Below are 24,742 nucleotides of genomic sequence, written 5' to 3' on the forward strand. Positions count from 1 at the left end.
CGCCGTCGTCGGTTCGGATGCGGAGGAGCGCTGACCACGGCTGCCATCGAGAGCGGGGCCTGGCCGTGGCGTGGAGCGGTGGTGGTCATTGGTTCTCCCGCCGGACGGACCGGACGTAGACGAGTGCGAGGACGGCGACGATGACCAGCGCGATGACACCCGTGGCGGAGCCAAGGCCGTAGTCGTGTTCGATGAAGGCCTGCGAGTAGCTGAGGAACGGCAACGTCGTGGTCGACGTCCCTGGTCCACCCGCCGTCATGACGTAGATGAAGTCGAAACTCCGGAACGCGTAGACCACCGTCAGGATCGCGAGGATGACTGCGGTCGGTCGTGCAGCCGGGATCAGGACGTACCAGATCTCCTGCGGCTTGCTGGTGCCGTCGAGGGATGCAGCTTCGAGGACTTCGGGATCGATGTTGAGCAGCGCAGCACGGAACACGAGCGCGTTGAACGGGATGACTGCCCATGCGTTGACTGCGGCGACGGACAGCAGCGCCAGGTGGGGGTCGTAGAGGAACGGCAATCCTTGCGGAGCGATGCCGAGCCCTCGGAGGACGCCGTTGACGAGTCCGTCGTCGGCAAGGAGGAACTTCCAGATGCTGCCGTTCACGACCGGTGGGAGCGCCCAGATGAACACCATCATCCCGAGCAGGATCGAGCTCGCAGGCCGGGATGAGCGGACGACCATAGCGACGCCCAGTCCACCGATGATCCCGATGAGGGTGACGATCGCGACGAACAGCGCCGTGTCGAGCGCTGCGGGTGCGACGCTCGGCCCTTGGAACAGCGATGCGTAGTTCTGCAAGCCGACGAAGGGCCATGCCTGGTTCAGGGTCCCGGTGCTGACCTCGCTGACGCTCATCTTGAGCAGGAGGTAGATCGGGTAGATCGAGAAGACGGCAAGAACCGCGATCCCAGGGGCTGCGAAGGCGAGCCGGCTTCGCCCTCGCAGCCCCCGCCGCCGTGGGGGCACCCGCTCGCTGGCGGACCGTTCAGGGCGGTCAGTGCGGAGAGATGATGCTCCCACGGTGGTTTCTCCAGTCCTGCTACTGCTTGAGCAGCGGCTCGAGCTTGCTCAGCAGGTCGCTGCTGATCTGATCGGGCGTGCCGGTACCCGCGATCGCGGCGCTCCAGGACTCGCCCACCGTCTGCAACACGGTCGCGACGTTCTTCGACGGGATGGCCCGGTCCGGAGAGGCGTGGCCGTTCTTCGCAACGATCGACGAGAACACCGAGAGGATCGGGTCGTCCTTGACCTGGGGGTCCTCGGCAACGTCAGCGCGTGCGGGGATCGAGCCGAAGGCCTTCAGCAGTGTGAGTTCACCCTCCTTGGAGAAGAACTCCTGCTCGAGGTACTGCTGAGCGAGCTCCTTGTTCTTCGAGAACGCGCCGATGTTCTGCGCCTCACCGCCGAGGTAGATCGAGCCCTTGTCCCCGACGGGGATCGGCACGACTCCGTAGTTGAACTTCGCCGACTGCTTGGCCGACGCGATCTGCCAGTTGCCGTTGACTGCGAACGCGGTGTTGCCAGCCGAGAACTGCTGGAACGGAACGGTCTGGTCCCAGGTCGAAGCTTCCTTGGTGAGGTAGCCCTTCGATGTCCAGTCCTGCATCAGCGAGAACGCGTCTTCGAGGGGCTTCTGCTCGGGCTTCGCGTAGTCCCATCCAGCACGCGACAGCCAGGGGAACGCCTGCCATTCACCCTCTGAGTTCGGCTTCCCCGTGAGGGTGATGCCTTCCTTCCCGGCCGCCTTCGCGAGCGCCAGGTCCTTCTCGAGCTCGGCGAAGGTCGTCGGCGGCTTGACGCCGAGCTGGTCGAGGATGTCCTTGTTGTACCAAAGCCCGATGAGGTTCACGAAGCCCTGCACGCCGAGGGTCTTGCCGTCGACCTTCTGGATCACGGAGTCCGGGAACTGGTCCTTATCCGCGAAGTCGTTCCACCAGGAGTCCATCGGTGCGATCGCGCCGGCCTTGTCGAGCGTGTACGTGTCCGCTGCGTTGTACACGACGACGTCCGGGCCGCTCTTGGTCCCCGCGGCCTGCACCAGCTTGTTGGTGAGCTGGTCGAACGGCACGTACACGTTCTTCACCGTGACACCGTCGTGCTTGGCCTCGAAGTCCTGACCGAGGGAGTCGAGCCCCTTGGTCTGTCCGGGGACCGAGTAGTAGTGCCACACCGTGAGGGTCTTCGTCCCACTGCTCTCGCCACCGGCGGCTGGAGCCGATGACGGCGTACAGCCAGCGAGACTCGCGACGGCGGCAATCGTGGCGATCGTCGCCGCCAAGATCTTGTGTGTGCGACGCATCATGCGCCCTCTCTTTCGGGTGTGTCTTCGTTGACCGCCGCTGGCCCGAGGGAGGGGATCGTGGGTTTCATCGATGAAATCCTGGGGTGCACGACCGCGGCAGGGCTGAGCATAAGCAGGTTGGCGGGAGAACGTCAACCATGCTTCACTGGGCGTCACCAGCACCTTGGAGCACTCGCGGCCGCTCCTGTTCATCGATGAAACGGATACTCATGTCCTCACAGGGATCAGCGAAGATCACCGTCCACCCGGCGTTCGTGGTGGGAACCGTCGACCACCGACTCTTCGGTTCATTCGTCGAGCACCTCGGGCGGGGCGTGTACGGCGGGGTCTTCGATCCGGACGATGCACGGAGTGACGCCGAGGGTTTCCGGGAGGATGTGCTTGCGCTCGTCCGTGAGCTGGGAGTCTCCACGGTGCGGTACCCGGGCGGGAACTTCGTCTCCGCCTACGACTGGCGCGACGGCGTCGGCCCGGTGAGCGAGCGACCGGTCCGCCTCGATCCCGCGTGGCACTCCGTCGAGACCAACCGCTTCGGCACGGATGAGTTCCTGTCGTGGTGTCGGAGGGCCGAGGTCGAGCCGATGCTCGCGGTGAACCTTGGGACGAACGGCATCCGGTCTGCTCTGCAGCTGCAGGAGTACGTCAACCACCCGTCCGGGACGACCCTCGCTGACCTCCGGAAGGCGAACGGCCATCCGGAGCCGTGGGCGGTCCGGATGTGGTGTCTCGGCAACGAGATGGACGGCCCCTGGCAGATCGGGCACATGCCGGCTCGGGAGTACGGGCGCCTGGCAGCGGCGACCGGGTCGGCGATGCGAGCGGTTGACCCGGATCTCCGGCTCGTCGCCTGCGGCTCGAGCAACGACCGCATGGAGACGTTCGGGACGTGGGAGCGCGAGGTGCTCGAGGAGTGCTGGGAGGTGATCGATCACATCTCGTGTCATCAGTACGCGCGGTACGACGGCGACCTTGCCCGATTCCTGGCATCCGGCGTCACGATGGACCACTTCATCGCCACCGTCGCCGCAACGATCGCTCATGTGGGCGCCGTTCGCCGCAGCAAGCGGGACGTGACGATCTCGTTCGACGAGTGGAACGTGTGGGACTACACGGCGCACGATGCACGCGTCGCGCAGGGCCTTGGCTGGGACGTTGCGCCGCGGTTGTTGGAGGACGTCTACAGCGTCGCCGACGCAGTCGTCGTTGGCGACATGCTGATCAGCATGATCAACCGAGCCGATGTTGTTCGTGCGGCGAGCATGGCGCAGTTGGTCAACGTCATCGGGCCCATCATGGCCGAGCCCGGGAAACCGGCCTGGCGCCAGACGACGTTTTTCCCGTTCCGGGACGCAGCGGCGAGTGCCGGAGGGCAAGCCCTCCAGGTCGCCATTCAGGCGCCGACAACGGAAGCAGAAGCGCCGGCAATCAGCGCTGCAGTGGTTCAGCGCGAGGACGGAACGCTGCAGATCATGCTCGTCGGGCGCCACACCGCAACAGCAATCGACGTCGAACTCGACCTGAGCTCCTTCGGCCCGGTGGCGGGGGCGGCCGGGACGGTACTGTCCGATCCGGACCCGTTCGCTACGAACGACGCGTCCACGCCAGAGCGGGTGCGACCACAGTCGCTACCGGTCGATATCCTCGGCACGGGAGTCCGGGTGCAGATCCCTCCGGTTTCCTGGAGCGTGATCACGGTCACCTTCTCATGACCCTCGAGAGGACGATCGTGCCGACATCGCAACCGCGGCGCTCCGCCACGATGGCCGACGTCGGAGCGGCGGCGGGGGTCACCGCGCGCACCGTGTCGAACGTCCTGAGCGGAAAAGTCGGCGTCCGCGATGCGACGCGAGACGCTGTCCTGAAGGCAGTCCGCGACCTCGGCTACCAGATGAACGTGTCGGCACGGGGGCTGCGTACCGGGCTGACGGGCATGATCACCCTGGCGATCCCGGACCTGAGCATCGACTACTTCGCGCAGCTCGCGAATGGAGTCATGCGCGAGGCTGAAGCGCACGGATGGACAGTGATCATCCAGCAGACGGGTGCGCGGCGAGAGACCGAACTCGCGATCCTTTCCGGAACGGCGCGGCAGCTCTCCGACGGCTTGATCTTCCAACCGCATGCCCTCGGACCTGGAGACGAACGGCTCATCACAGGAGACCAGCCCTTGGTTCTGCTCGGCGACCGGATCTTCAACGGGCCGGTCGACCACGTCGCCATGGCCAATGCTGAGGCTGCTGACGCGGCCACCACCTACCTGATCGACCGCGGTTGCCGCAGCATTGCGGTGATCGGTGCCAACCCAGCGGGTGGATCAGTGAGTGCAGCAGCACTCCGACTGCAGGGGCATACCCGCGCCCTCGAGCGAGCCGGCCGAGGACTCGACGACAGGCTCGTTGCAACGGCCAGCGAGTGGCATCAGAACGACGGCGCTGTTGCCGCACACCGATTGCTCAACAGCGGGGCCACGTTCGATGGTCTGTTCTGCTTCAACGACAACCTTGCAATCGGAGCGATGAGTGTGCTGCTGGAAGCGGGCCTGGAGATCCCCAAGGACGTGCGCGTCGTCGGCTTCGACAACGTTCCTGCCGCTGCGTTCTCATATCCCTCATTGACGACCATCGATCCGGGACTCGCGCAGATCGCAAAGACGTCGACCGATCTCCTTGCCCGGAGAATCTCGGACGGGCCTCCAGCGCAGCCCTCAGAGATCGTCGCGAGTTTCTCGCTCGTAGCCCGCCGAAGCGCCTGACGGGTCGACGGCCGATCGCCTTTAGGAACGACTTGAGGACGACGATTGTCGTCAGGGCTGCAGTGCGCGACTCATCTCGAGTAGCCGCATCGTCGGGTTGCCGGGACGGCGGTCGCCGAGGAGCTGCAGAGGACGGTATCTGACGGTGGGATGGAAGGCCGATTCGAGGCAGGGTTCGGCGAGGGCGAACAAGCGCCGAGGTGGCGCGGCTTGAGCTCCCCGTTGCTGAAAGAAGTCGTCGGAGTCTCGAACCCCGGGTCGGAGGTCACGTTCACCTGCTGTCGGTGCCGCACCGAGCTCCTCCAAACCCACGCAGCGAGCTTCGTCTCGCCACAGCCCGCTACCACCCAGACCGCGTCACGGGTCACGCTTCGAGCGACCGCGTCGTCCCTGCGGATGAGCCTGTCCTGCAGCTGGAACCAGACGTACACCGGTAGCGGCTGCACCGGCTCCCGGACGTCCGCGCCGCGCGCTGCTTCCTCCAGCGAGAACGGCTGCGGTGGAACCCATCGATTCGAACGACGACGACCCACAGGACGGATCGTGCGAAGAAGCACCGACGCTCTCGGCGCGGCCGTATGCCGTACCCGCAATGAGATTCATCCCGGACCACCTATGTGCGACGCAGCTCCTCCGTGCTTCCCAGGACGGAACGGCTGACCTCCCCTAGACAGCGAAGTTCCCGGCCAACGACCGGCTATCGAGACGTTGCCGCGCGCCCCTCTTCACCACCGGATCAACCCTCGAGTGCGAAGAGATCGGATTCGTTGATGCCCAGTGCCGCGCACATCGCGGACAGATGCCGCGGATCGTTCGCGCGGATGAGCAAGAAGAGCGACCTGAGGACGGCTGTGGCCTCGCTCGGGTCGATCATTGCCGAAACATTCCCCTCCTCGTTGTGGGAGTAGGCATGCAGGTAGCGCTCGACGTGCACGCGGATGGTGGCGTCGTCGACCACCTTGATTGCTTCGCGCATGCCGTTGTGGAACTTGCCGATGTGTTGCGGGAAGCGGAAGCTGAGGAATGCCTCCAGCATCTTCCGTGCGGCGTTGGGCGCGAGGGCGAGGAGGTCCATGCGCTCGGCCAAACCGAGATCGGGCTTCGAGTCGATGACCGCAGTCGCTACTCGCGCAAAAAGGAAGTGGTAGAGCGATCGAAGTCGGCTGGACTGCTGGCGATCAGTGGTCCAGGGGTCAAGTTCGGGGGAGCGACGGGGTGCGCTGGATCCGATGCGGCGATGGCGCATGCGAATCTCGTGAATCGTGTAGCCGCCCCGAATGTGGCTAGCTGCGCCTTCGAGCTGGACGACCCACTGACGGAACAACTCAAAGTTGTGCGTGAGCAGGAAGACTTGGCTGGCGTACGTGTTTCCTACGAGGGAGGACCAGAGGAACGACGAGATCCCGAATAGGATGCCCTCGTCCATGCTCGATGCCGGATCGTCGATCACGACGATGGGCGCGTCGCCGGTGACGACGCCTTCGCGAATGCTCGCGAGGAAGTGGAGGAGCGCTATCGCAGTCCGCTCGCCCTCGCTCAGATGGGTAGCGGGCAGACCCGATCGTTCGATCCTGTAATGGTTGCCATCGTCGCTCGGGGTGAAAGCGAGCTCCGAACGCCCGAGCAGACGAGCGACGCTTTCGGTCAGCTCGGCAGCTTGGGGCACTGGGTCGGCATCGAGGCTGCTGAGCGTGATGATGCGCTGGTTGAGCGTTCGCAGTTCGTCCTCGAGGGAGGTCGCCTTCTCGCTGAGATCGCGAGAAGAGGTTGCAAGCCCGTCGTACTCCTCGGCGAACGCCTTCACCCTGGCCAGCTCGACTCTGCGAGCAGCTGACGCGGCTTCCGCCTCGTGCGCCGACCGACGTGTTTCGTGACGAGCGATGACCTCCGCGACGGCCTCTCCTGTGGGCGTGTCCGGAGCGGCGAGATCGAGTCCTGGCTTGGCGAAGGGGTTCGAGCGCTTGGCTTCGAGGAGCACCCCAAGCGCGGAGAGCAGTCGCTGGTAGTGGTCAACCTGGGTCTGGATCTCGTTGCGTGCGGTTCGCAGCGCTCCGGCCAGGTCGGGATACAGATCACCATCGCCAGGAACGCTGTCAGCAAGCCTTGCCGCGCGCTGCCCACATTCCTTCAGGATGTCGAGCTGCGCGTCGATGCGGGCCTGTAGATCGATTACTGACCGGTCGAAGTGCGCTGCCAGTGCCTCTCGGCGCTCGTCGGAGATCTCGTTGCCGCAGAACAAGCATTGGGTCTCGTGCTCGTGGAGAGGTAGACCTTCCTGCACCCATTCGGCTTCGGCGGGATGATCAGCAAGACGCGCGAGTGGTTGCGAGATGACGTCGGTCTCCAGGAGCGCGACTGAGCTGCGAAGGATCTCGTCGGCGCTCGTCAGTTCTCCTCGAAACATCCCCGTGAAGGCGCGGGGTGCACTCGATGTGGCCAATGCGCGGTCGGCTGCAATGTCAACAGACGCCGAGTCGAAGAGCGTTCGATCGCCAACTAGCAAGCCGCGTACGTTCTTTCGCGTATAGGTGTTCGTGGCACGATAGGTGGCGACGGAAGACATGCGGAGGTCTTCAACGACGTGGCTAGCGACCTCGGTCATACGTCGCTCGATGTTGGTCTCTGCTGTTTTGGCTGCAGCGCGGGCTTCAGCGGCCTGGGGCTCCACGTCTGCCCGGCGACGCTCTGCTGCTGCCAGCTCAAGCTCTGCATCGACATTCGCCTTGCCGAGCGTCAGGAGGCTTCCGGAGCGTGGACCCTGACTGTCATCGAAGCGGAGGTTCTCATGGACGTACTCGGCGTTGAAGACCTGAACGCGGCTCCAGAAGGCTTCGGTGGCGTGCGTCACGATGTGTTCGGTGCCGTCGATGGATGCCGCGACCTCGAGCTTGGCGCGTGCCGCCTCGGCATCTGATGCGGCGCAGGAGCGCATCAGACTCGCGAGCGTGCTCTTCCCGCTGCCGTTGGTGCCGTAGAGCAGGTTGACGCGTTCGAAGTTGCTTGTCCGCGGATCGTCGCTCCATCGTTGGAAGACGCGATAGTCGTGAATCTTGCGGATGCGGGTGATTTTGGCCGTCGTCACAGTTCTCCAGAGCAACAGGGGTGAGCGCTGGGATGAGGCTAGTGGCTAAGCTGGCGAATCCTCGGCTATCGGCTCTATCGCACCGTCTCAGTAGTCGATGGGCTTCCGAGGGCGATGACGGTCCACAGCAGTGCGAAGCCGAGCATCGCAAATCCGTACACCAGCGCCACGACGAGCAGTGCGTGGGCGGTGGAGGCGTCGACGACGGCGGGGCGTTCGAGGCGAAAAGGTTCACCGCGGTGATGGACTGTCCGACCGGGCCGAGGACGATCCACAGGGTCGGGACCATGTCGGCGGCGCCGACCTTGTGCTGCGCGAGTCGGTTCCAGATCAGCGACGTGATCAGGCTGAGGCCGAAGAAGCCGTAGCAGGACCACAGCAAGGTTGCGCGCCCCTGTCCGGCGGGTGCGTAGGGCAGGAGGAGTGCGCCGGTAGAGGCGGACACCATCGGAGGGACGATCGGCATCAGCCAATCGCCGAACGCGTAATCGGGCTTGATCTCGTGGCGGGTGAACGTCCGGTACGACACCAGGATGGCCGTGAACAGTCCGCCAATGGTGCCGATGGTCCAGAGACCCGGCCCGAGCCGTCGAGCGGCGGATGCGGCTGGCTCGCGCCCCCTAGGCTCGGGCTGTGGGGATGAACGACCGGCAAAGCTCGGCGAAGAAGATTCTGACGGCGGTGGCCACGGCAGCCGCACTCGGGGGCGGGTTCGCCGTCGGCTGGCTACTGCGAGGTGAGGCTTCCGCGGCAGCACACATCTGTGGGCAGACCCCGGTCGATGAGGCGAACGCTCCGGCGGCTGCGAGCCAGCCCCGTGGTACTGGAGACATCGAAGCCACGGGGCCGGAAGCGACTCTCGCGACTGCATCGCCGGCGGCAAACGCCGTTGATCGCGCAGACGAGGATGCAGACTCGGAGCGCGATGGGGAGGGAGCCAACAACGACACCCTGCCGCCGCAGGCTGCGTCATCTCAGCCGCCGGCGCACCAGCCGCAAGAGCCGCAGGAGGATGCCACCCGATGGGACTGGTTCATCGTCGCGACCAGGGTCTTCTTGGCTCTGGCCTTCGTGATCGGCATGCTGAGCCTCGGCGTCTCCATGCTCGAGAGGAAAGACGCGGCTGTGTTCGGCAGCGTGCAGCTGACGTTGGTGGCCGTGTCTGGGGTTGTGTTCCAGATCATCTGGGCCGTACTACGTGCCCACAGCTACGAGCGTTGGTACGTCTTTGAGGTCTACGTGGGGGCGACCAGCGCGATCGCCCTTTTGATCGGGCTCAGCGGCGGCGCAGCTGCTACGACCGCCGCGATCGCGCTTACGGTCCTTGCCTTGGCTGGATGGGCGGCCCTCCAGATCCTGAATGACCGGGGTGTCACACAAAGCTGCTGGATCTGGGATTTCGACCCTGACTGGCGGCAGGACCGGATGCGTGTTGAGCACAAGCGCCTCCAGGAAGTCGACGCTAGTCAGAAGGCTTGGTTGCTCGCCCGGTGGCAGGCAGTGCGCGGCGGGGTCACCCGCGTCCGCGATTGGCTGCGGCGCTGGCCGAAGCGAGGCGGCTCAAGCACGCCATGAGCCCCACGCCGCTACTCCTGGACTCGCTCGGGTTCCACTCAAGTCCACCGCGGCTCGTCCCTGAGCGTCGTTGCAGATCCGTAGACTCGGCCGGGTGATGAGTGATCCCCAAGATGCGCGCGACGGCTCCGCGTCGATCTGCACGCACGACGAGTTCGCTCCAATCCAGTACCACTGGTATTCGCATTCCGGCGAGACGTTCGCGGTCGCAGTTCGCCAGCTCCTTGCTGCGTCAGGCCTGACCGAGGACGCTCAAAGCCACGTGTTCTCAGAAGTCGGCGCGCGCATGAAGATGCTCCGGAAGGGGCAGCTACGCGAAGTGCACCATGTGAAGGGGCCGGTCGACACGGTCACCGACATCGACCTCTTCGAGGTGCGCGTCCGGGGCGAAGTCGGCGAAGACGACCACAGCGATGTCCTCGTCCGGATCTACCACACCGAACCGACAAAGCTGCGCTCGCTCGGCGGCTCCACCGTGATTGGGCTCCACATGCACATCAAGGACGTCTCCGACCCGGCGAAGGTGCGGGAGCGTCAGGACGAGGAGATGCAGAAGGCGCGCGACCGGTTCTTCGCGGGCCGTCCCACTTCTTGGACGTGACGCCCTGAGCGGACGGTGTGTGCGATCCCGCACCACTAGATATAGGGTTTGGCCTATGACCACGAACGAGTTCGATGACGGACTGGGCTTCGAGGACGAGGAGACCCCCGCTGAGCGTCTCGGTCGCGAGCTTGCCGTAGCCGACCTAGAGCTGATCAATACCATCCGTGCGAAGCGTCTCGAGCGCGGCCTCTCGCAGGCTGAGCTTGGGCGCCTCATCGGCGTCTCACAGGCGACGGTGTCCGAGTTCGAGAGCGGCGTCACCGAGCCGCGCCTGCAGACCGTGCGCCGTTACGCGCGCGCACTCGGCATCATGATCGAGCACCACGTCCGCGACGCGGACCTCAGCTACGCGCGCGGCACGATCACCTTGCACACGCAGTTGACGGCGACCGTGCACCTTCAGCGCGCCGGCCAGGTGGGCTCCTACAGCGCAGACGCGAACAAGCAGCTCACGGATTTCGCTCTTGCTGCCTGACACGGCCCACGAGGCGGCAGACTCGCCGCGCCAGGTCGGCGACATCCACGAGATGGTCGAACTCGTCGAGCTGAGCGATGTCTTCGTCTGGGAGGAACGCGGCCGCCGCATCGATGAGACCGCCACCGAGGACGACGGTGAGCCGCGGATCCGACAGGTGCTGAATGTGGGCGACCGGGATGACTTCCTTGGCGTCGCGTTCCGCTTCCGAATGAGCGTCGACGACCGGCAAGGCAACGAGTTCATAGCCGACTACCAGGCCCGATACGAACTCGCTGCGCCGACCCAGTTCACTCCGGAGGTCCGCGCGGAGTTCGCCGAGCGGGTCGCCTTCTTCACGGTCTACCCGTACCTGCGTGCCTCGATTCAGATGACGGCGTCCCGCATGGGCGCGCCGGCGCCCGTCCTCGCGATCGTGCGTGCCGGCGAGTTCAAGCTCGGGACGACAATGACGGACGAAGCCGTCGCAGCGGAGTTCCGGGACACCGTGCCTGAGTCCTGATCGGCAAGCTTCGACGGCTCACTATGGTGAACCGCTCGCCGGGCTAGAGGTCGTGCGGCGACGCGACGTCTTATCAGGTGCGTACTGTCGTCGACGCTGACGCTAATGCCGTCTCGGCGGAACTCAGCACAGCCGGGCTCGCGGAGGGTGCTCGGCGTTGACGACCTCGAGATGCTCGCACGATCGGTCGAGATTGTGAATCTTGACCTCGCAGGCACCATCTAGTTCGTCGAGATCCGTCGCGCCGAATCAAGATGCGCTTCGCCGTTGAAGCCACCGACGCTTTCGCGATCGTCCGATGGTGGATCCGCTATCGCGACGGTTCTCTCACTCCTCGGACGGATCCCTCGTTGGTGTCGGCCACGGCAGGCTTGATGCGTGGGTCAGATTCGACGTGCGCAGGTGTTCACGTGGGGCATGCCTTCCATCGCCCTTGTCCTCCTCGCCAGCCACGCGCTGGCGTGCATCCTGACGTACATGCACACGGCTCCGATCGATGCTGCGTACCGAGCTACCGACGAGAGCGGCCGCGGGATCCTTCGCGCGCCTCCCTCCGACGTCATGGCTGCTGATTGGACCCAGGGCATCACGTGGATCGTCTCGTTCCCGGTGACCGTCGTGGCGACGTTCCTAGCAGCGTGGGCACTCGAGCGAGCCCGAGTGGCGGATGCCGCGTTGGTGTTCGCGTACCTCGTGACGGTCGTCGGCATCTTCGGATGCGTCGCGGGTACCGTCATCGCCGCGTTCGGAGTCCTCGAGATTCTGTGACGCGGACTTCCACAGACTGCAGCGAACGCGTTCACGACGCACGCTTGAGAGGTAACCGTAGCTGCGTCCCGCGGGCCGATCCGCCCATGCGACGGCGGGATGAAAGCTGGCGCCGTCGGGAAGACCTCTCGGGCGGCGGCCGCTTCAGCGTCCTCCGTACGTCGGGAAATGCGCGAAAATCGGGAATGGGGCCTGAGCGCCGTCCCTGCCACGATGAAGGCGACGAAGGAGATACCGTGACCGACAGCGACATCCTCACTCAAGCACTCAAGGTGTATGAGGAACGATCCCAGCAAGAGCAGGCTAAGGGGGCTGCGCGGCAGGCTCGTCAGCAGGACCTTCGAGAGGGGCTCGTCAAGCTCAACTCATCGGTCTGGAGTGCTCACGCGGCATTCATTCTGTTCGACCAGAACCAGCCAAGTCGTGCGCCTGTGCAGTGGGAGATCCCGCGAAATACGGCGGCGCTTTTTGAGCTCACTGCCGACGGCACTGAGCTGCGAGCGGAGCCCAAGGCGGCCGGGGACGCGACTCCGTTCATTGTCACCGCTCCGCTAGGTGATGACGTGGAACTTGTCCTCGAGCTGCAGACCCCCAACCTCGAGCCGGTCGAGGACTTCCTCGCTGTCCGCAGTCCGAGCAGCCGCGACTATACGCAGATCCACAGCCTCGGCGACCTCGGCGGCGTCGTCACTGCGATGCGCGGGGACGGCAAGAATCAGCGCTGACGTCGCGTGAGCGCGCCGGTCACCGCTGCGGTGCAGCGTCTGCTCTGCCCCCGTTGACCGAATCTGTCGGCAGATAGCGCGGCCCCACTGGAGACCCAGTGGGGGCCGTTCACTTGGCAAATCGTTCGTATTGCCGACAGCCCCTCCCATTCCGTCACGTGGTCCGCCGGTGCGGCTCTGCGCTGCCCCAACCCAGCCCAGCCCAGCCCAGCCCAGCCCTAGCCTGTGCACTCGTCTCCGAGTCGCGGGCGCTGAGTACGCGTTTCGCGTGGGGTGGAAGCGTTCGATAGGCGATCGGCTATCGAGACGGGTTCAGTGGGTGTGCCGGTGGTGACTGTCGGGGTAGTGCTCGTGGGTGTGCGTGATCGGCTCGTGCGTGTGGACGTGCCGGTGCCAGGTGCCGGCGGCGACGGGTTCCGGGTGGTCGTGCTGGTGGTGCTCGTCGTGGTGGTGCCAGTGGTCGTGGGTCACAGCCTGGTGGGTGTGTTCGTGTTCGTGTCGCTCGGTGAGGTGGAGCCAAATCCCGACGGCCATGAGGATCCCGGCGATGACCAGGGGCATGGTGACGGGTTCGCCGAGCATGATCGCGAGGACCGCGCCGAAGAAGGGGGCCACCGAGTAGTAGGCGCCGGCGCGGGCGGTGCCGACGTGGCGGAGCGCGACGATGAAGAGCACCAAGCTCACGCCGTAGGCGAAGAAGCCGACCACCATGGCTGCGGCGACGTTCCCGAGGGCGGGCAGCTGTGCGCCGAGGAGGAACGCCAGGACCAGGTTCACGGGACCGGCGACGCCACCCTTGATGGCGGCGAGCCAGGACGCGTCGTGGATGGCGACCTTCCGGGTGAGGTTGTTGTCGATGCCCCACGACAGGCACGCACCGAGGATCGCGAGCGACGGCCAGGCACTGCCGAACTCGATCCCAGCCGGGACGGTGAGCACGACGGCGCCGGCAACGATCGCGAGCATGCCGAGCGCGATGCGCCGGTCGAAGTTCTCCCGGAACACGAACCAGGCCAGCAGCGCCGTCGCCACAACCTCAGCGTTCAGCAGCAGCGATGCCCCCGACGCCGGCATGTTCACCAGGCCGACCAGCAAGAGAACCGGGCCGAGGATCCCGCCAAACAGGATCGCCCCGGCGAGCGGCAGCCGCTCGCCCCTCGCGAGGTGCACGCGGGGTGAGCGGCGGACGAGTCGGATGAGGCCGAGCCCGAGACCTGAACCGGTGTAGAGCAGCCCGGCGAGCATGAACGGGCTGACCGCGTCGAGGAGCAGCTTCGCGGCCGGTGTTCCCGCGCCGAAGAGCACCGCTGAGAGCAGTGCTGCCTGGACGCCGCGGCTACGCAGAGCGGTCAGCACGCGCGGCTCCCTCGTGGTGGTGAGCGGGGGTGCCGTCGAGCTGGTGCTCGGCCTGGAAGATCGCATCGGACACGAGCTGTCGGGCGTGCTCGTTCGTGAGCCGGTAGAAGACACGGGTGCCTTCCTGCCGGGTGGCGACCACGCGAGCCAGACGCAGCTTCGCGAGGTGTTGCGACACCGCGGCTGGCGACTTGCCGACCTGCTCGGCGAGGTCGTTCACGGGCAGCTCGCCGTCGGAGAGCGCCAACACGATCCGCACCCGGGTGGCATCGGCAAGCATGCTGAACACCTCGACCGCCAGCTCCACGTAGTCACTGTCGACATGGCGACCACACCTGCTATCTGCATCCATACGCAGATTCTTGCACACAGGTGTCTGGCGTGATTGCTGGCTGGACGCCGTCGAGGGCAAGCCGACCACCGTGAGGTAGTGTGCATTTCTATGCGCACTCTTGATTGGTGTAAGGCTGCGGCTCCGCCGGTCCTGACCGTCACAGGAACGGTCCTACCGCACCTCACATGGCCGAGCTGTGTGCGCATGCCCCCGGGTTGGCGCGCGGATGTCCTCGAGCGCGGCGACGCACTGACAGTTATCGTCCAGACCGACACCGCAACGGCCACTGGTCGGATGGACCTCGGAACGCACGAGGTCGTAGTCAGCACGACCGGAACCGATTTTGAGCTGCGTCAGCTGACCCGGCAGCGAGTACTTCGGCTACTCGCGGATCGGAAACGATACGACGACCGACGTTCCATCACCGCGCGGATCCCGATCTCGTACTCAGCTGCAGATTCGAGAACATGGACGCCAATGCAGCGCCTTGCCGACTTCACTGGTGCTCTCTGGTACCCGCCAACCCCGTTGGACGACACGGTCGCGGCCTGGAGCGCATTCCGTGCGGAGACCGCGGCGCTGAACAAGGCGCTCAAGCGGAGGCGGTTCGCTCGACAGCAGGCGCAGCACCGAATCGAGTACTCGTCTGCGAGCCGCACCGCACCGGACCAGTCCCAATCGCCAGCAGAGCCACATTGTCCTGAGCAGCGCCCGCCGTGACAACGTGGTGCCGGACGCTTAGCGCACGGGGCGACCGGGCCAGAGGTCAACGTCGAGCCCCTGCTCCAATCGAGCGATGGTGGCCAGATCCGGCCACGCCTTCCCCGCGAGCACGTTCGACAACGTCACGTTGCCGACGCCGACGTCCACGGCGACAGCGCGGATACTGCGGCCGTCCATCGCGGCGCGCACGTTCAGCACGAGCCGCCGTGCCACCTCGGCCAACGCATCCTCCGAGGGGACGTCCGGCCACGGTGATGCGGTCAGCTGCCCTGGAGACATCCTTGCCGGTCTGCCCATGCCGCAAGCGTACGGGGAAGCGCCACACCCGGCAGAACGGCACCGCCGAGCACCGACGCCGTCCTGCGCCGATCACCTCACCTCACCTCAACAACCACGAGCGGCATTCCGCTCGCGGGCATGTGACTCGGAGCTCACCAATGAGACCTGCGCCGACTCGGCCGTACCGCCCGCAGCTGCCCAAAAATGACTGGGCTGCAATCGAACCGTATGTGCTGAAGGTGGTGCGGCGCACCGAACCGACGGTTCGGTACACGGAACGAGAGCTCCTCGCTGCAGTGTCGCGGTTGGTGCACTTCGCCTACGTAAAACACATCCCTCTTGAAGACACGGCCGTGTTCGCACCGCGCACCGTCGAACGATTCGTTCAGCATCACCTCGCCTCGTACAACCGGGCGAGCCGGAATACCATCCGCGCGCGCCTGCGACGGGTGTCAGAGGCGCTCCTAGGCGAGGGCACAGCGACCCGCTACCGCGCGCTCGGCAAGGCTGATGCCTCTCGTCCATATAGCGACAAGGACATCAGCCTCCTTCGAGCTTGGGGGCGCTCGATGCGCACCGATGAACTCACCAGCTCCGCGGGTGCGCTCCTCGCCCTCGGCTTCGGCGCAGGGCTCACCGGGTCGGAAATCATCCGGCAACGCATCGAAGACATCCATGTCACCACTTTCGCGGTGCGAGTAAGCGGCGCCAGCCCGCGATCCGTTCCCCTCACAGGGGACGTCTGGAAGGACCTCCTTCTGGTGCGGCGTGAAGTGCTTGGGGGAAGCGGGTGGGCGTTCCGGTCCGAACAGCGCGGAGGCAATATCAACCTGATCACCGACTTCGTCTCCCGGACCGGACCGCAGATCCCGCTTGTCACGCGGCGCATGCGGGCAACGTGGCTCGTCGGCCATCTCAACGCCGCTACCCCACTGAAGCAGCTGCTTCACATTGCCGGCTTGCAGTCCGCAGAGGCACTCGACCGAGTACTGCCGTTCGCAGACGACTGAGCCTCGTGCTCAGCGCTCTGCGGGCTCTGAAGTCGGGTTGAACGCCGTCTTGCCGTCGCACGCCCCGTGGAACCCGACCTTTTGCGAGCACTGCGGCCGAGCGTGCTGACGGCGTGGACAGGGCGATGAGCCGAATGACCTTGTCGGCTGGAAGGTGCCGGTCGGGCGGGTTGACCAGCGTTCCGCTGCCGCCTCTGAGGCGCACGGCCGTCCTCGAAGGCTGTCGCAACCCGGGGAGAACAACTGCAGTCAGGAACCGTCATCTGGCACCGCTACTCCTCGTGCGGAGCTGGACGGCCGATGTCGTTGTCCCAGCCAGATGACCCGACCCCTCACATCTATCTGCTCGTTCCGCCAGCACTCGCTGTCGCACGGCGCTTCGGCGAAGGTGAGGTGAGGTGTCGACATGCTTCCGGGCGCTGGGGACGGCAGACTCGGTCGGCGACACGCCCGGCATGCTGCCCTCGCGCAGGCGATTTGGTTCGAGATTCCGCACACGCGGCCGACGAGGTAAAGGATCTCTGATCTGGGGTTTCTTCCGACCGTGCGCGCAGCCGAACGCCAGAACGTCGCCTGATCTCACACTCCAGATCCCAGCTCGGCTGACCCTCCGCGCATAGCCCAGGACGTGAGCAACCGAAAGAACTACCAAGCCCCCGCGGAGCACCTCTCCGCAGCCGCCCCTTCCCAGAACGACGCCGCTGTAGCACAATCTGCGCATAACAATGCGCACAACACGCGGGTAGTTCAGGAGGCGCTGATGCGACTGCACCCCCACAACGTGTCCACCGACACATGGGCTGCCGTCCGCGCGCTCGTGCTCGCCGTCGTCGTCGCCTACGAACCCAGCAACGACAAGCTCGCGACCCGGCTGACCGCATCAGCCGCGCGCTTCGTCCTGTGGGCCGTCACGACCTTGAAGGCACCGCTCAACGCCCGTGACCTCTTCAACCGCAACACCATCCGGAAGTTCGTCCAGAAGCACTACGCAGAGGGACACTCGCAGACAACCATCGAGTCGCAGCTCAACAACCTCGCACTCGCCGCCTCTGGGAAGCACTACGGCCGTCCCCGACGAGCAGGCAACCCCGGTGTCGGCCAGTACACCGCTCGCGAGCTCGCGAACATCGGTGCGTGGTCTAGGTCGCGACCGGAGGGCCGACGACACGACACGATGGGTCTCGTCAGCCTCGTCGCCGGCGCTGGCCTTCGCACCAGTGAAGCCGTGATGGTCCGCCCACGCGACATCACAACGCAGAACGACATCACCATGGTCGACATAGCGCACGGAAGCCGGCCACGACGTCTCGCCATCAAGACCGGATGGGCCGCCTTCGCCGTCGAGGTCCTAAGAGACCGGAAGGACCACGATTACCTAATCCTTCCCATGGCACGCTCCGTCCGGTCCCGAGAAGGCCTCGCGCGGACCCTCTGCACCGGCACGGGCGAAAGCCCGAGCCTCGCAAAGCTCCGCGACACCTGGGTCATCAGCATGCTCGACCAGCTCCCGCTGAACGTCCTGGTGCAAGCAGCCGGATACACCTCGATGTTCTCGCTCACGACCCGGTACCAGCAGTTCGTCGACGTCGCAGAGGACCACCTCTCGGCCACGTACCTCAACGTCATGGCGGAGGTGCAGCGATGAACGGCGCCTCGTTCTTCCGCACCCACGAGGTCGACGCCGACGATGTCTTCGACGAGGCGCTCTACGGCATGATGCCCGCCGACGAGGTCGTCATCGGCTCGACGAACACCACACGCATCGACAAGACCATCGTCGTCCGCTGGCTCAAGCGCGCCCGACGGTCCGGCGTGCTTCCCCAGGTCGCGAAATGGCGAGCGGAGGATGCAGCGCTCCGCTATCGCGGTGGCCGGGAGCCCCTCCTGAGCGACGAAGTCATCTTCACCATCTGCCTCATCCTGATGGCTGAGCACTCGAAACTGCAGACGAAGGTGATGGGGCAGGCGTTCCTTCGCCTCACCCCCGCCGCCCGCGAGGCGCTCGGCATCGAACACCTCTTCAACGGCGAGCGACGAGACTGGAAGGTCCTCGCGAACCGGGCCGTCCGCCGTTTCATCGACACGTTCGACGGCTGGAAATCGCAGCGGAAGTGCTCCATCTTCCGGGAGGAGCGCGAGGAACGAGCCGCGCAGCAACGGGACAACGCCGCTCGCATCGACATGATGCGCTCACGTGGTGAGTGGTTCACCAACAAGCTCATCGCGATGACACTCGAAGAGCTCCCCGCCGACCTGCGTCAGGACCGAGTCGCGCTCACCGTCGACCAGACGGCATTCGACGCCGGCACAGAACAGTTCCCGTGGAAGCGGAACCGCAAGTCCAAGAAAGAGGAGTACGAGCGATACCAGGACAACGACGAGGAAGTGCAACGGCCCGTTTTCGAACCGGAAGCCGGTCCCTACCCGAAGAAGAAGGGCGCTTCAGTCAAGGACCCAGTCAAGCTCAAGGGCGCGTGGATTCAAGGCCAGTGGGTCATGGCGTTCATGGGAAACGTCGTCATCGGTGTCTTCGAGAACCCGTACCTGGACAACAGCCCGCACGGCCCGCAGCTCATCATGGCGGCAAGCCTGGGCAGCCCGAACAAGCGCATCGGCGAGCACACGCTGGCACTCATCGACATCATCCGAGCCCGCGGAACCCACATCACCCGTCTGTCCTTCGACAAGGGGTACTCGCTCCTCAGTGACAAGAAGTTCCACAAGCCCCTTCGGGAACGCAACATCCCAGTCGTGAAGGACTACTCGAAGAAGCAGTCCGGCATCACCAACGGCTACGGCGGAGCGCACTTCGTCGATGGAGACTGGTACTGCGCCTCCACGCCGAAGGACCTCCTCGAAGCGACCGTTCGCTTCAACAAGAAGCAGATAACCGAGGAGGAATGGCACCGCGACGTCGACCAGCGACAGGCGTACAAGCTGCACGTCAAGGAAGTGATGCCGAACGGCAAGGCCGTGAAGTACCAGTGCCCCGCCATCGGCGCTTCCGCAACAGTGACCTGCCCGCTCCGCGAGATGCACGAGAAGGCCGAAGCCAAGGAAGACCTCGAGCAGGTGTTCGACAGCCACATCGTCGACCCGAACGTCACGGTCTGCTGCCAGAAGTCCATCAACATCCCCGTTGAGGAAAACGGCAAACTCGGTGGCCAGAAGTACTCGTACGGCACCCAGATGCACAACAAGGTGTACAAGGCAGACCGAGCGAGCAGCGAGTCCGCCAACAAGACGCTGCACAACCACGTCGCACCGTACTCGAAGCCCGCGAACCGACCGATGCGGGGCCTCGCGGCCGCACAGTTCGCGTGGGCTCTCCTCGTGGTCTCGTTCAACTACGCACGAATTGCGGAGTACATGCACGAGCGGTACAAGAAGCAGCAGTCAAAGACAGCCGAACGCCTGCCCCGCCAGAGCGCTCCGAAGCCGCCATCGAAGCCGGTGGAGCGACGGAAGACCATCCGCCGCCGAGACCGAGAAGGCTGGTCCCACTACAAGCGGAACTACGTCGCCCGAGCAACGTACGTGGTGACGCGACCCTAGGGGCGCGGCCCACATCTGCTCAGCAACACCCGGGGAAGCGGAGAACCCGTCGCCCCGAGCTCAGGCACGCCACCGCGCCATTACAGGAGGCCTCGACAGCACGATTCAGTGCCGTCGGGGCCTTCTCCCGTCCCCCAGCGCTCGACAAGGCCGCCGCGCCGAGCAGGATCACGGCAGAAGCAGAGAAGCCCCCGGCTCACGCCGGGGGCTTCTTCCTTGGATTGAGATACGCAACCGTTCTCGCCGAGATGCGCAGTCAACCCTGTGGCGGTACCGGTGGGATTTGAACCCACGGTGGAGTTGCCCCCACACATGTTTTCGAGACATGATCCTTCGGCCGCTCGGACACGGTACCGGGAAAGAGTTTACACGATCCGGGAGGCCCGTGATGACACCCCGGGTCGGCTCCCCCTCCACAGGCGGTCCCCTGCAGGGCTCTCCCCACACCCACAGGTCCTCCTCGTCTCCGGCAAGACCGGCGGGCGTACCGTCCAAGGCATGAGATCCCGCACGCTCATCGCACTCCTCACCTCCGTCGTCGGCAGCCTCGGCGTCGTCGGTGCCGCAGCCGTCGGTGCCCGCGCCGGCGTGAAGGGCCAACGGGCAGCGGCGCAACGGGTCGTCGACATGCTCCCGATCCACGCCGACTGGTGGCGCGAACGACAGCAGCACGAGGGGCAGCTGCTCTACGTGGCGATCGGTGACTCGGCAGCGCAGGGCGTCGGTGCGACCGCACCCGGCCGTGGCTACGTGGGACTGCTCGCACGGCGCATCCGGCACCGTTCCCACATGTCGGTGCGGGTGGTGAACCTCAGCGTCTCCGGCTCGACCACGTGGGGTGCGAAGCGTGATCAGCTGCCGAAGCTCCGGCACTACGCGCCCGACGTCTGCACGGTGTCGATCGGGGCGAACGACATCGCCGACTTCGACCCGGACAAGTTCGAGCGGAACATCCGGGCGATCTACGGCGCGGTGCCGTCGCACGCCGTGGTGGCCGAGCTGCCGTGCATGTTCGTGCCGGACCGGGAGCGCAAGGTGGCGGTGGCGAACGAGATCGTGCACCGGGTGGCCGACGAGTTCGGGCTGACGGTGGCGCCGCTGCACACGATCACGAAGCGCGTCGGGGTCCGCCGCACCTTCTTCAACAGCTACGGCGACCTGTTCCACCCGAACGACCGCGGCTACGAGGTCTGGGCGAGCGCGTTCGAACCGGCGGTCGACGCGCGGGTCGACACGGTGGCGGCGATCCGGCACTACCTGTCCGTGCGCGAGGCCGAGAACCTCGGTCGTGAAGCCGGGGCGGTGGCGAACGCCCGCGCCGAGCAGGACACCGACGGCGCCGAGGCGCTCGACCACGCCTCGCGCCAGGGTCCGGGGCCGGTCGAGCGCCTGCGCCACCGGATGACCGGGTCGATCGCGGTGCCCGACGAACGAGACCGGTCGGACGGACGAAGCGGACCAGACGAGCCGGGCGATCACGCCGGTGATGTCGGCCGTACGGCCTAGCCTCGACGACATGGCGCGCCCGCAGTCCCTCTACCGTTGCACCGAGTGCGGCTGGACCAGCATCAAGTGGGTCGGCCGGTGCGGTGAGTGCCAGACCTGGGGAACCGTCGAGGACAGCTCCGCGGCGTCAGCGAGCACCCGGGGTACGTCAGCGGTCGCCGTCACCGGTGCCCGCGCCGCGCGACCGATCACCGAAGCCCGCGGCACCTCCGTGCAGCGCTGGCAGACCGGCATCGGCGAGTTCGACCGCGTCCTCGGCGGCGGCGTGGTGCCGGGCGCCGCGGTCCTGCTGAGCGGCGAGCCCGGCGTCGGCAAGTCGACCCTGCTGCTCGAGGTCGCCTCCCGAGCCGCAGCCTCGGGCAAGCGCGTCCTCTACGTCAGCGCCGAAGAGTCCGTCGACCAGGTCCGACTCCGCGCCGAACGCACCGGGGCGATGCACGACGACCTGTACCTGGCGAGCGAGGTCGACCTCGGCGTCATCATCGGCCAGATCGACCAGGTGCAGCCCGACTTGCTCATCGCCGACTCCGTGCAGACCATCTCGTCGAGCTCGATCGACGGCATCGCGGGTGGCACGTCCCAGGTGCGCGAGGTCGCCTCGACCCTGATCCGCATCGCGAAGGACCGCGCCCTGCCCGTCCTCATCGTCGGCCACGTCACGAAGGACGGCACGATCGCCGGCCCGCGGCTCCTGGAGCACCTGGTCGACGTCGTCTGCCACTTCGAGGGCGACCGGCAGACCGCGCTGCGCTTCGTCCGGGCGCTCAAGAACCGCTTCGGCCCCACCGACGAGGTCGGGTGCTTCGACATGGGTGGCGACGGCATCCACGAGGTCCCCGACCCGAGCGGCCTCTTCATGTCGAAGAACGCCACCCCGGTGTCCGGCACCTGCGTCACCGTCGCACTCGAGGGGCGTCGCGCGCTGCCGGTCGAGGTGCAGGCCCTCATCGTCCCGAGCTCGGCGCCGCAGCCACGCCGGGTCGTGAACGGTGTCGATGCCTCACGCGTGGCGATGCTGCTCGCGGTGCTCGAACGCCGCGCCGGCCTCAAGCTGTCCGACGCCGACGTCTACGTGTCCACGGTGGGCGGCATGAAGCTCACGGAGCCCGGCGCCGACCTGGCGATCGCACTGGCCCTCGCGAGCGCCGCACGAGACCGTCCGTACCCGCACACGCTCGCAGCCGTCGGCGAGATCAGCCTCGCCGGCGAGATCCGTCCGGCCACGGGCACGAAGCAGCGCGTGAACGAGGCCACCCGCCTCGGGTTCACGACCGTGCTCGGCTCGGACTCCGGGCACCTGCGCGAAGCCCTGCGTGTGGCGTTCTCGATGACGCAGTCCCCACGCGAACGCGAGCTCGACCGCGCGTTCTGAGGCGCTACGCGCGCAAAGCGGCCAGCAGGTCCGCCGGCGCGGCCTGCATGGTGTGCGGGCCGGCGATGTCGAAGAACACGCCCTCGAGCATGTCGAGGTGGGCGGCCAGGAACTCCTCGAGCCGCGGCCCGTCGTAGACCATGACCTGCCGGATCTTCTCGTCCGGCACCATCGCCGTGTAGGCGTCCGCCGACGAGAACAGCAGCAGGATGCGCTTGTCCGACCCCTCACGGCCGAACACCCGCACCTGCATGTCCTTCTTGCCGGTGACGAGTCGGGGGACGATCACGATGTCATGGCGGAGCGCGAACGCCACCGCAGCGACGTCCTGCTTCGCGAGGGCTTCCTCGAGCTGTTCGCTCCGGAAGCGCTGTTCCTTGTCTGCCATCAGCTCAATTCCACCAGATTTTCGTCGTTCCGTGACGCACGGGTAGCCAGTCGGCCCAGAGCACGCTAGCCTGATGGAACCGCTTCGGCGGCGCTCAACGTCCGGGCGAGGTGGTTTGCCCCTCAACCCGGGCCCCAGGGTCACTGGCCGACAGGCCTGGCCCCGAACCCGTCCCGCCGGCACCTGCCCGCGTGGCGCATCACCCCCGTCGACGTACGTCGGGGTCTCCGTCGGTGCATCTGCACCTTGGCGGAAGCAAGAAAGCTAAGGAAACGCCATCATGGCATCTACCGGTACCGTCAAGTGGTTCAACAACGAAAAGGGCTTCGGCTTCATCGCCCCGGACGACGGCAGCGCTGACGTCTTCGCGCACTTCTCTGCGATTGCTGGCAACGGCTACAAGTCGCTCGAGGAGAACCAGAAGGTGGAGTTCGACATCACCGAGGGCCGCAAGGGCCCGCAGGCGGAGAACATCACCGTCCTCGGCTGATCACATCAGCTTGAACAGGCCCCGTCGTCTTCGGACGACGGGGCCTGTTGCTGTTCCCGGCGCCCTGCTCGGCATCTCGCACAACCAAAGCGACGCCGAACCACGCGAGCGCCTGGCGCGAATGCACTTCGGTTGTGCGGAACGGATCGGAACCGCGTACCGCGAACCGCGAACCGCGAACCCGCCGCCGCCTACTGCAGGATGAACTGCACCGAGCTCTTCGACTCGAGGTTCCCGACGGCGACCTGCAGGTGGTAGCTCGCGCCTCCCGCGGTGACCGCCGGCCGTGACGAGTCGCACGTCGACGTGGACGAGCGGGTCCGGTCCCAGGCGATCGCCGGGGTCGTGAGCGTCTGACCGGACTTGATCGTGACGTCCTGGTTCGTGCCGCCGGTCTGGCAGTCCTTCGACGACCAGTACTGCTCCTGGCCGGAGCTGATCGTCAGCACCTGCTGCGCCGATCCGAGGTCCAGGTGGCAGGAGTTCGTGCCGGAGTTCTTGATCGACATCGCGATCTTCGGGTCCTCGGTGGGGCCGTAGACCGACTTGTCGAGCACCGGGGTCAGGACGATCTGGTCCTTCGTGCAGGTCGAGCCGTCGGCGGCAGCGGGCTTCGACGCAGAAGCCGAGGCGGAAGCCGACGGCTTCGGCGCAGCGGACCGCGAGGGCCCAGAGCCGGACCCAGAACCGTCGGACGACGCACCGGCACCAGACCCGGCAGCAGCAGAGGCACCAGCAGAGGCCGACGCACTCGGCGCCGCCGACGTGGCCCCGCTCCCCCGCCCGACGACGATGAGCACCACCACCAGGACGACGACCAGCAGCGCCCCGAGCACGAGCGCCCGGCGGCGCCAGTAGACGACCGGCTTCTCGGGCCCGACGGGGTGACGCAACGACGACATGCGCACAGGGTAGACAACGGCGCGTGCCGCACCCG

General features: G+C 66.0%; 22 protein-coding genes, 1 tRNA gene and 1 pseudogene. 14 read left to right on the forward strand and 10 right to left on the reverse strand.

Going from position 1 to position 24,742, the window contains the following annotated elements; translation table 11 throughout:
• Positions 1 to 85: 85 nt before the first annotated feature.
• Together HQQ79_RS02855 and HQQ79_RS02860 are read right to left on the reverse strand one after the other, a co-directional pair.
• Entirely contained in the window at positions 86 to 862 is a 777-nt protein-coding gene (locus HQQ79_RS02855; protein WP_173032434.1) for a carbohydrate ABC transporter permease, read from the reverse strand.
• A 184-nt stretch (positions 863 to 1,046) separates the two neighbouring features.
• On the reverse strand, positions 1,047 to 2,309 hold the full coding sequence (locus tag HQQ79_RS02860; protein ID WP_173032435.1) for an extracellular solute-binding protein: 1,263 nt from the start codon (positions 2,307 to 2,309) through the stop codon (positions 1,047 to 1,049).
• A 209-nt stretch (positions 2,310 to 2,518) separates the two neighbouring features.
• Between HQQ79_RS02860 and HQQ79_RS02865 the strand changes: the two genes are divergently transcribed.
• Both HQQ79_RS02865 and HQQ79_RS02870 read left to right on the forward strand, forming a co-directional pair.
• The gene (locus HQQ79_RS02865; RefSeq protein WP_173032436.1) at positions 2,519 to 4,018 is read left to right on the forward strand and encodes an alpha-N-arabinofuranosidase; all 1,500 of its coding nucleotides are present in this window, start codon (positions 2,519 to 2,521) and stop codon (positions 4,016 to 4,018) included.
• Positions 4,015 to 5,061, forward strand: coding sequence for a LacI family DNA-binding transcriptional regulator (locus tag HQQ79_RS02870; RefSeq protein ID WP_254066057.1), 1,047 nt, complete (start codon positions 4,015 to 4,017; stop codon positions 5,059 to 5,061). Before HQQ79_RS02865 ends, HQQ79_RS02870 begins: the two co-directional genes overlap by 4 nt.
• 736 nt (positions 5,062 to 5,797) lie before the next feature.
• On the opposite strand, the gene HQQ79_RS02875 is transcribed toward HQQ79_RS02870, so the two are convergent.
• Positions 5,798 to 8,143, reverse strand: coding sequence for an AAA family ATPase (locus HQQ79_RS02875; RefSeq protein WP_173032437.1), 2,346 nt, complete (start codon positions 8,141 to 8,143; stop codon positions 5,798 to 5,800).
• A 256-nt stretch (positions 8,144 to 8,399) separates the two neighbouring features.
• A pseudogene (locus HQQ79_RS18535) lies at positions 8,400 to 8,900 on the reverse strand (hypothetical protein); the annotation flags it as partial.
• A gap of 299 nt (positions 8,901 to 9,199) precedes the next feature.
• Between HQQ79_RS18535 and HQQ79_RS18540 the strand changes: the two are divergent.
• From HQQ79_RS18540 to HQQ79_RS02910, 6 genes are all read left to right on the forward strand, one after another.
• On the forward strand, positions 9,200 to 9,718 hold the full coding sequence (locus HQQ79_RS18540; RefSeq protein WP_254066059.1) for a hypothetical protein: 519 nt from the start codon (positions 9,200 to 9,202) through the stop codon (positions 9,716 to 9,718).
• A 97-nt stretch (positions 9,719 to 9,815) separates the two neighbouring features.
• Entirely contained in the window at positions 9,816 to 10,319 is a 504-nt protein-coding gene (locus tag HQQ79_RS02890; RefSeq protein WP_173032439.1) for a hypothetical protein, read from the forward strand.
• Positions 10,320 to 10,374: 55 nt separating this feature from the next.
• Complete coding sequence (locus HQQ79_RS02895) at positions 10,375 to 10,797, forward strand: helix-turn-helix transcriptional regulator (RefSeq protein WP_173032440.1); 423 nt, start codon at positions 10,375 to 10,377, stop codon at positions 10,795 to 10,797.
• Positions 10,787 to 11,299: a hypothetical protein gene (locus HQQ79_RS02900; RefSeq protein ID WP_173032441.1), complete on the forward strand. Its 513-nt coding sequence runs from the start codon at positions 10,787 to 10,789 to the stop codon at positions 11,297 to 11,299. Before HQQ79_RS02895 ends, HQQ79_RS02900 begins: the two co-directional genes overlap by 11 nt.
• 417 nt (positions 11,300 to 11,716) lie before the next feature.
• Positions 11,717 to 12,067 carry a hypothetical protein gene (locus HQQ79_RS02905; RefSeq protein ID WP_173032442.1) on the forward strand — a complete coding sequence of 117 codons (351 nt, stop codon included), beginning with the start codon at positions 11,717 to 11,719 and terminating at the stop codon, positions 12,065 to 12,067.
• Between the two features lie 236 nt (positions 12,068 to 12,303).
• Positions 12,304 to 12,792, forward strand: a complete 489-nt coding sequence (locus HQQ79_RS02910) for a hypothetical protein (RefSeq protein WP_173032443.1) — start codon at positions 12,304 to 12,306, stop codon at positions 12,790 to 12,792.
• Between the two features lie 312 nt (positions 12,793 to 13,104).
• Here the strand turns inward: HQQ79_RS02910 and HQQ79_RS02915 are convergent, their stop codons facing one another.
• From HQQ79_RS02915 to HQQ79_RS02925, 3 genes are all read right to left on the reverse strand, one after another.
• Positions 13,105 to 14,148 (reverse strand): DMT family transporter, encoded by a 1,044-nt coding sequence (locus HQQ79_RS02915; RefSeq protein ID WP_367948044.1) that lies wholly within the window; start codon positions 14,146 to 14,148, stop codon positions 13,105 to 13,107.
• Positions 14,129 to 14,500: a metalloregulator ArsR/SmtB family transcription factor gene (locus HQQ79_RS02920; protein ID WP_173033083.1), complete on the reverse strand. Its 372-nt coding sequence runs from the start codon at positions 14,498 to 14,500 to the stop codon at positions 14,129 to 14,131. The genes HQQ79_RS02915 and HQQ79_RS02920 overlap by 20 nt, the downstream gene beginning before the upstream one ends.
• Before the next feature lie 720 nt (positions 14,501 to 15,220).
• Positions 15,221 to 15,418 carry a helix-turn-helix domain-containing protein gene (locus tag HQQ79_RS02925; protein WP_367948064.1) on the reverse strand — a complete coding sequence of 66 codons (198 nt, stop codon included), beginning with the start codon at positions 15,416 to 15,418 and terminating at the stop codon, positions 15,221 to 15,223.
• A 296-nt stretch (positions 15,419 to 15,714) separates the two neighbouring features.
• Between HQQ79_RS02925 and HQQ79_RS02930 the strand changes: the two genes are divergently transcribed.
• The 3 genes from HQQ79_RS02930 (at position 15,715) to HQQ79_RS02940 (ending at position 20,049) form a co-directional block, all read left to right on the forward strand.
• The gene (locus HQQ79_RS02930) at positions 15,715 to 16,494 is read left to right on the forward strand and encodes a hypothetical protein (protein ID WP_173032445.1); all 780 of its coding nucleotides are present in this window, start codon (positions 15,715 to 15,717) and stop codon (positions 16,492 to 16,494) included.
• Between the two features lie 628 nt (positions 16,495 to 17,122).
• Positions 17,123 to 18,139: a hypothetical protein gene (locus HQQ79_RS02935; RefSeq protein ID WP_216852155.1), complete on the forward strand. Its 1,017-nt coding sequence runs from the start codon at positions 17,123 to 17,125 to the stop codon at positions 18,137 to 18,139.
• Positions 18,140 to 18,210: 71 nt separating this feature from the next.
• A complete protein-coding gene (locus HQQ79_RS02940; RefSeq protein ID WP_173032447.1) occupies positions 18,211 to 20,049 on the forward strand; it encodes a hypothetical protein in 1,839 nt (612 codons plus the stop codon).
• A 265-nt stretch (positions 20,050 to 20,314) separates the two neighbouring features.
• Here the strand turns inward: HQQ79_RS02940 and HQQ79_RS02945 are convergent.
• Positions 20,315 to 20,404 (reverse strand) — tRNA-Ser (locus HQQ79_RS02945).
• Positions 20,405 to 20,547: 143 nt separating this feature from the next.
• Between HQQ79_RS02945 and HQQ79_RS02950 the strand changes: the two genes are divergently transcribed.
• Both HQQ79_RS02950 and radA read left to right on the forward strand, forming a co-directional pair.
• The gene (locus HQQ79_RS02950) at positions 20,548 to 21,555 is read left to right on the forward strand and encodes an SGNH/GDSL hydrolase family protein (RefSeq protein ID WP_173032448.1); all 1,008 of its coding nucleotides are present in this window, start codon (positions 20,548 to 20,550) and stop codon (positions 21,553 to 21,555) included.
• A gap of 10 nt (positions 21,556 to 21,565) precedes the next feature.
• Complete coding sequence (radA, locus tag HQQ79_RS02955) at positions 21,566 to 22,927, forward strand: DNA repair protein RadA (protein ID WP_027467076.1); 1,362 nt, start codon at positions 21,566 to 21,568, stop codon at positions 22,925 to 22,927.
• A gap of 4 nt (positions 22,928 to 22,931) precedes the next feature.
• Here radA and HQQ79_RS02960 read toward each other — a convergent pair whose 3' ends face one another.
• Positions 22,932 to 23,315 (reverse strand): SseB family protein, encoded by a 384-nt coding sequence (locus HQQ79_RS02960; RefSeq protein WP_017887661.1) that lies wholly within the window; start codon positions 23,313 to 23,315, stop codon positions 22,932 to 22,934.
• A gap of 280 nt (positions 23,316 to 23,595) precedes the next feature.
• On the opposite strand from HQQ79_RS02960, the gene HQQ79_RS02965 reads away from it, so the two are divergent.
• Complete coding sequence (locus HQQ79_RS02965; protein WP_017887662.1) at positions 23,596 to 23,805, forward strand: cold-shock protein; 210 nt, start codon at positions 23,596 to 23,598, stop codon at positions 23,803 to 23,805.
• A 191-nt stretch (positions 23,806 to 23,996) separates the two neighbouring features.
• Here the strand turns inward: HQQ79_RS02965 and HQQ79_RS02970 are convergent, their stop codons facing one another.
• Positions 23,997 to 24,707 carry a hypothetical protein gene (locus HQQ79_RS02970; RefSeq protein WP_173032449.1) on the reverse strand — a complete coding sequence of 237 codons (711 nt, stop codon included), beginning with the start codon at positions 24,705 to 24,707 and terminating at the stop codon, positions 23,997 to 23,999.
• Positions 24,708 to 24,742 lie beyond the last annotated feature (35 nt).

Origin of the sequence: Curtobacterium sp. VKM Ac-2852, from assembly GCF_013205045.1 — a bacterium.
In the GTDB taxonomy this organism is placed as follows: Bacteria; Actinomycetota; Actinomycetes; order Actinomycetales; family Microbacteriaceae; genus Curtobacterium; species Curtobacterium flaccumfaciens.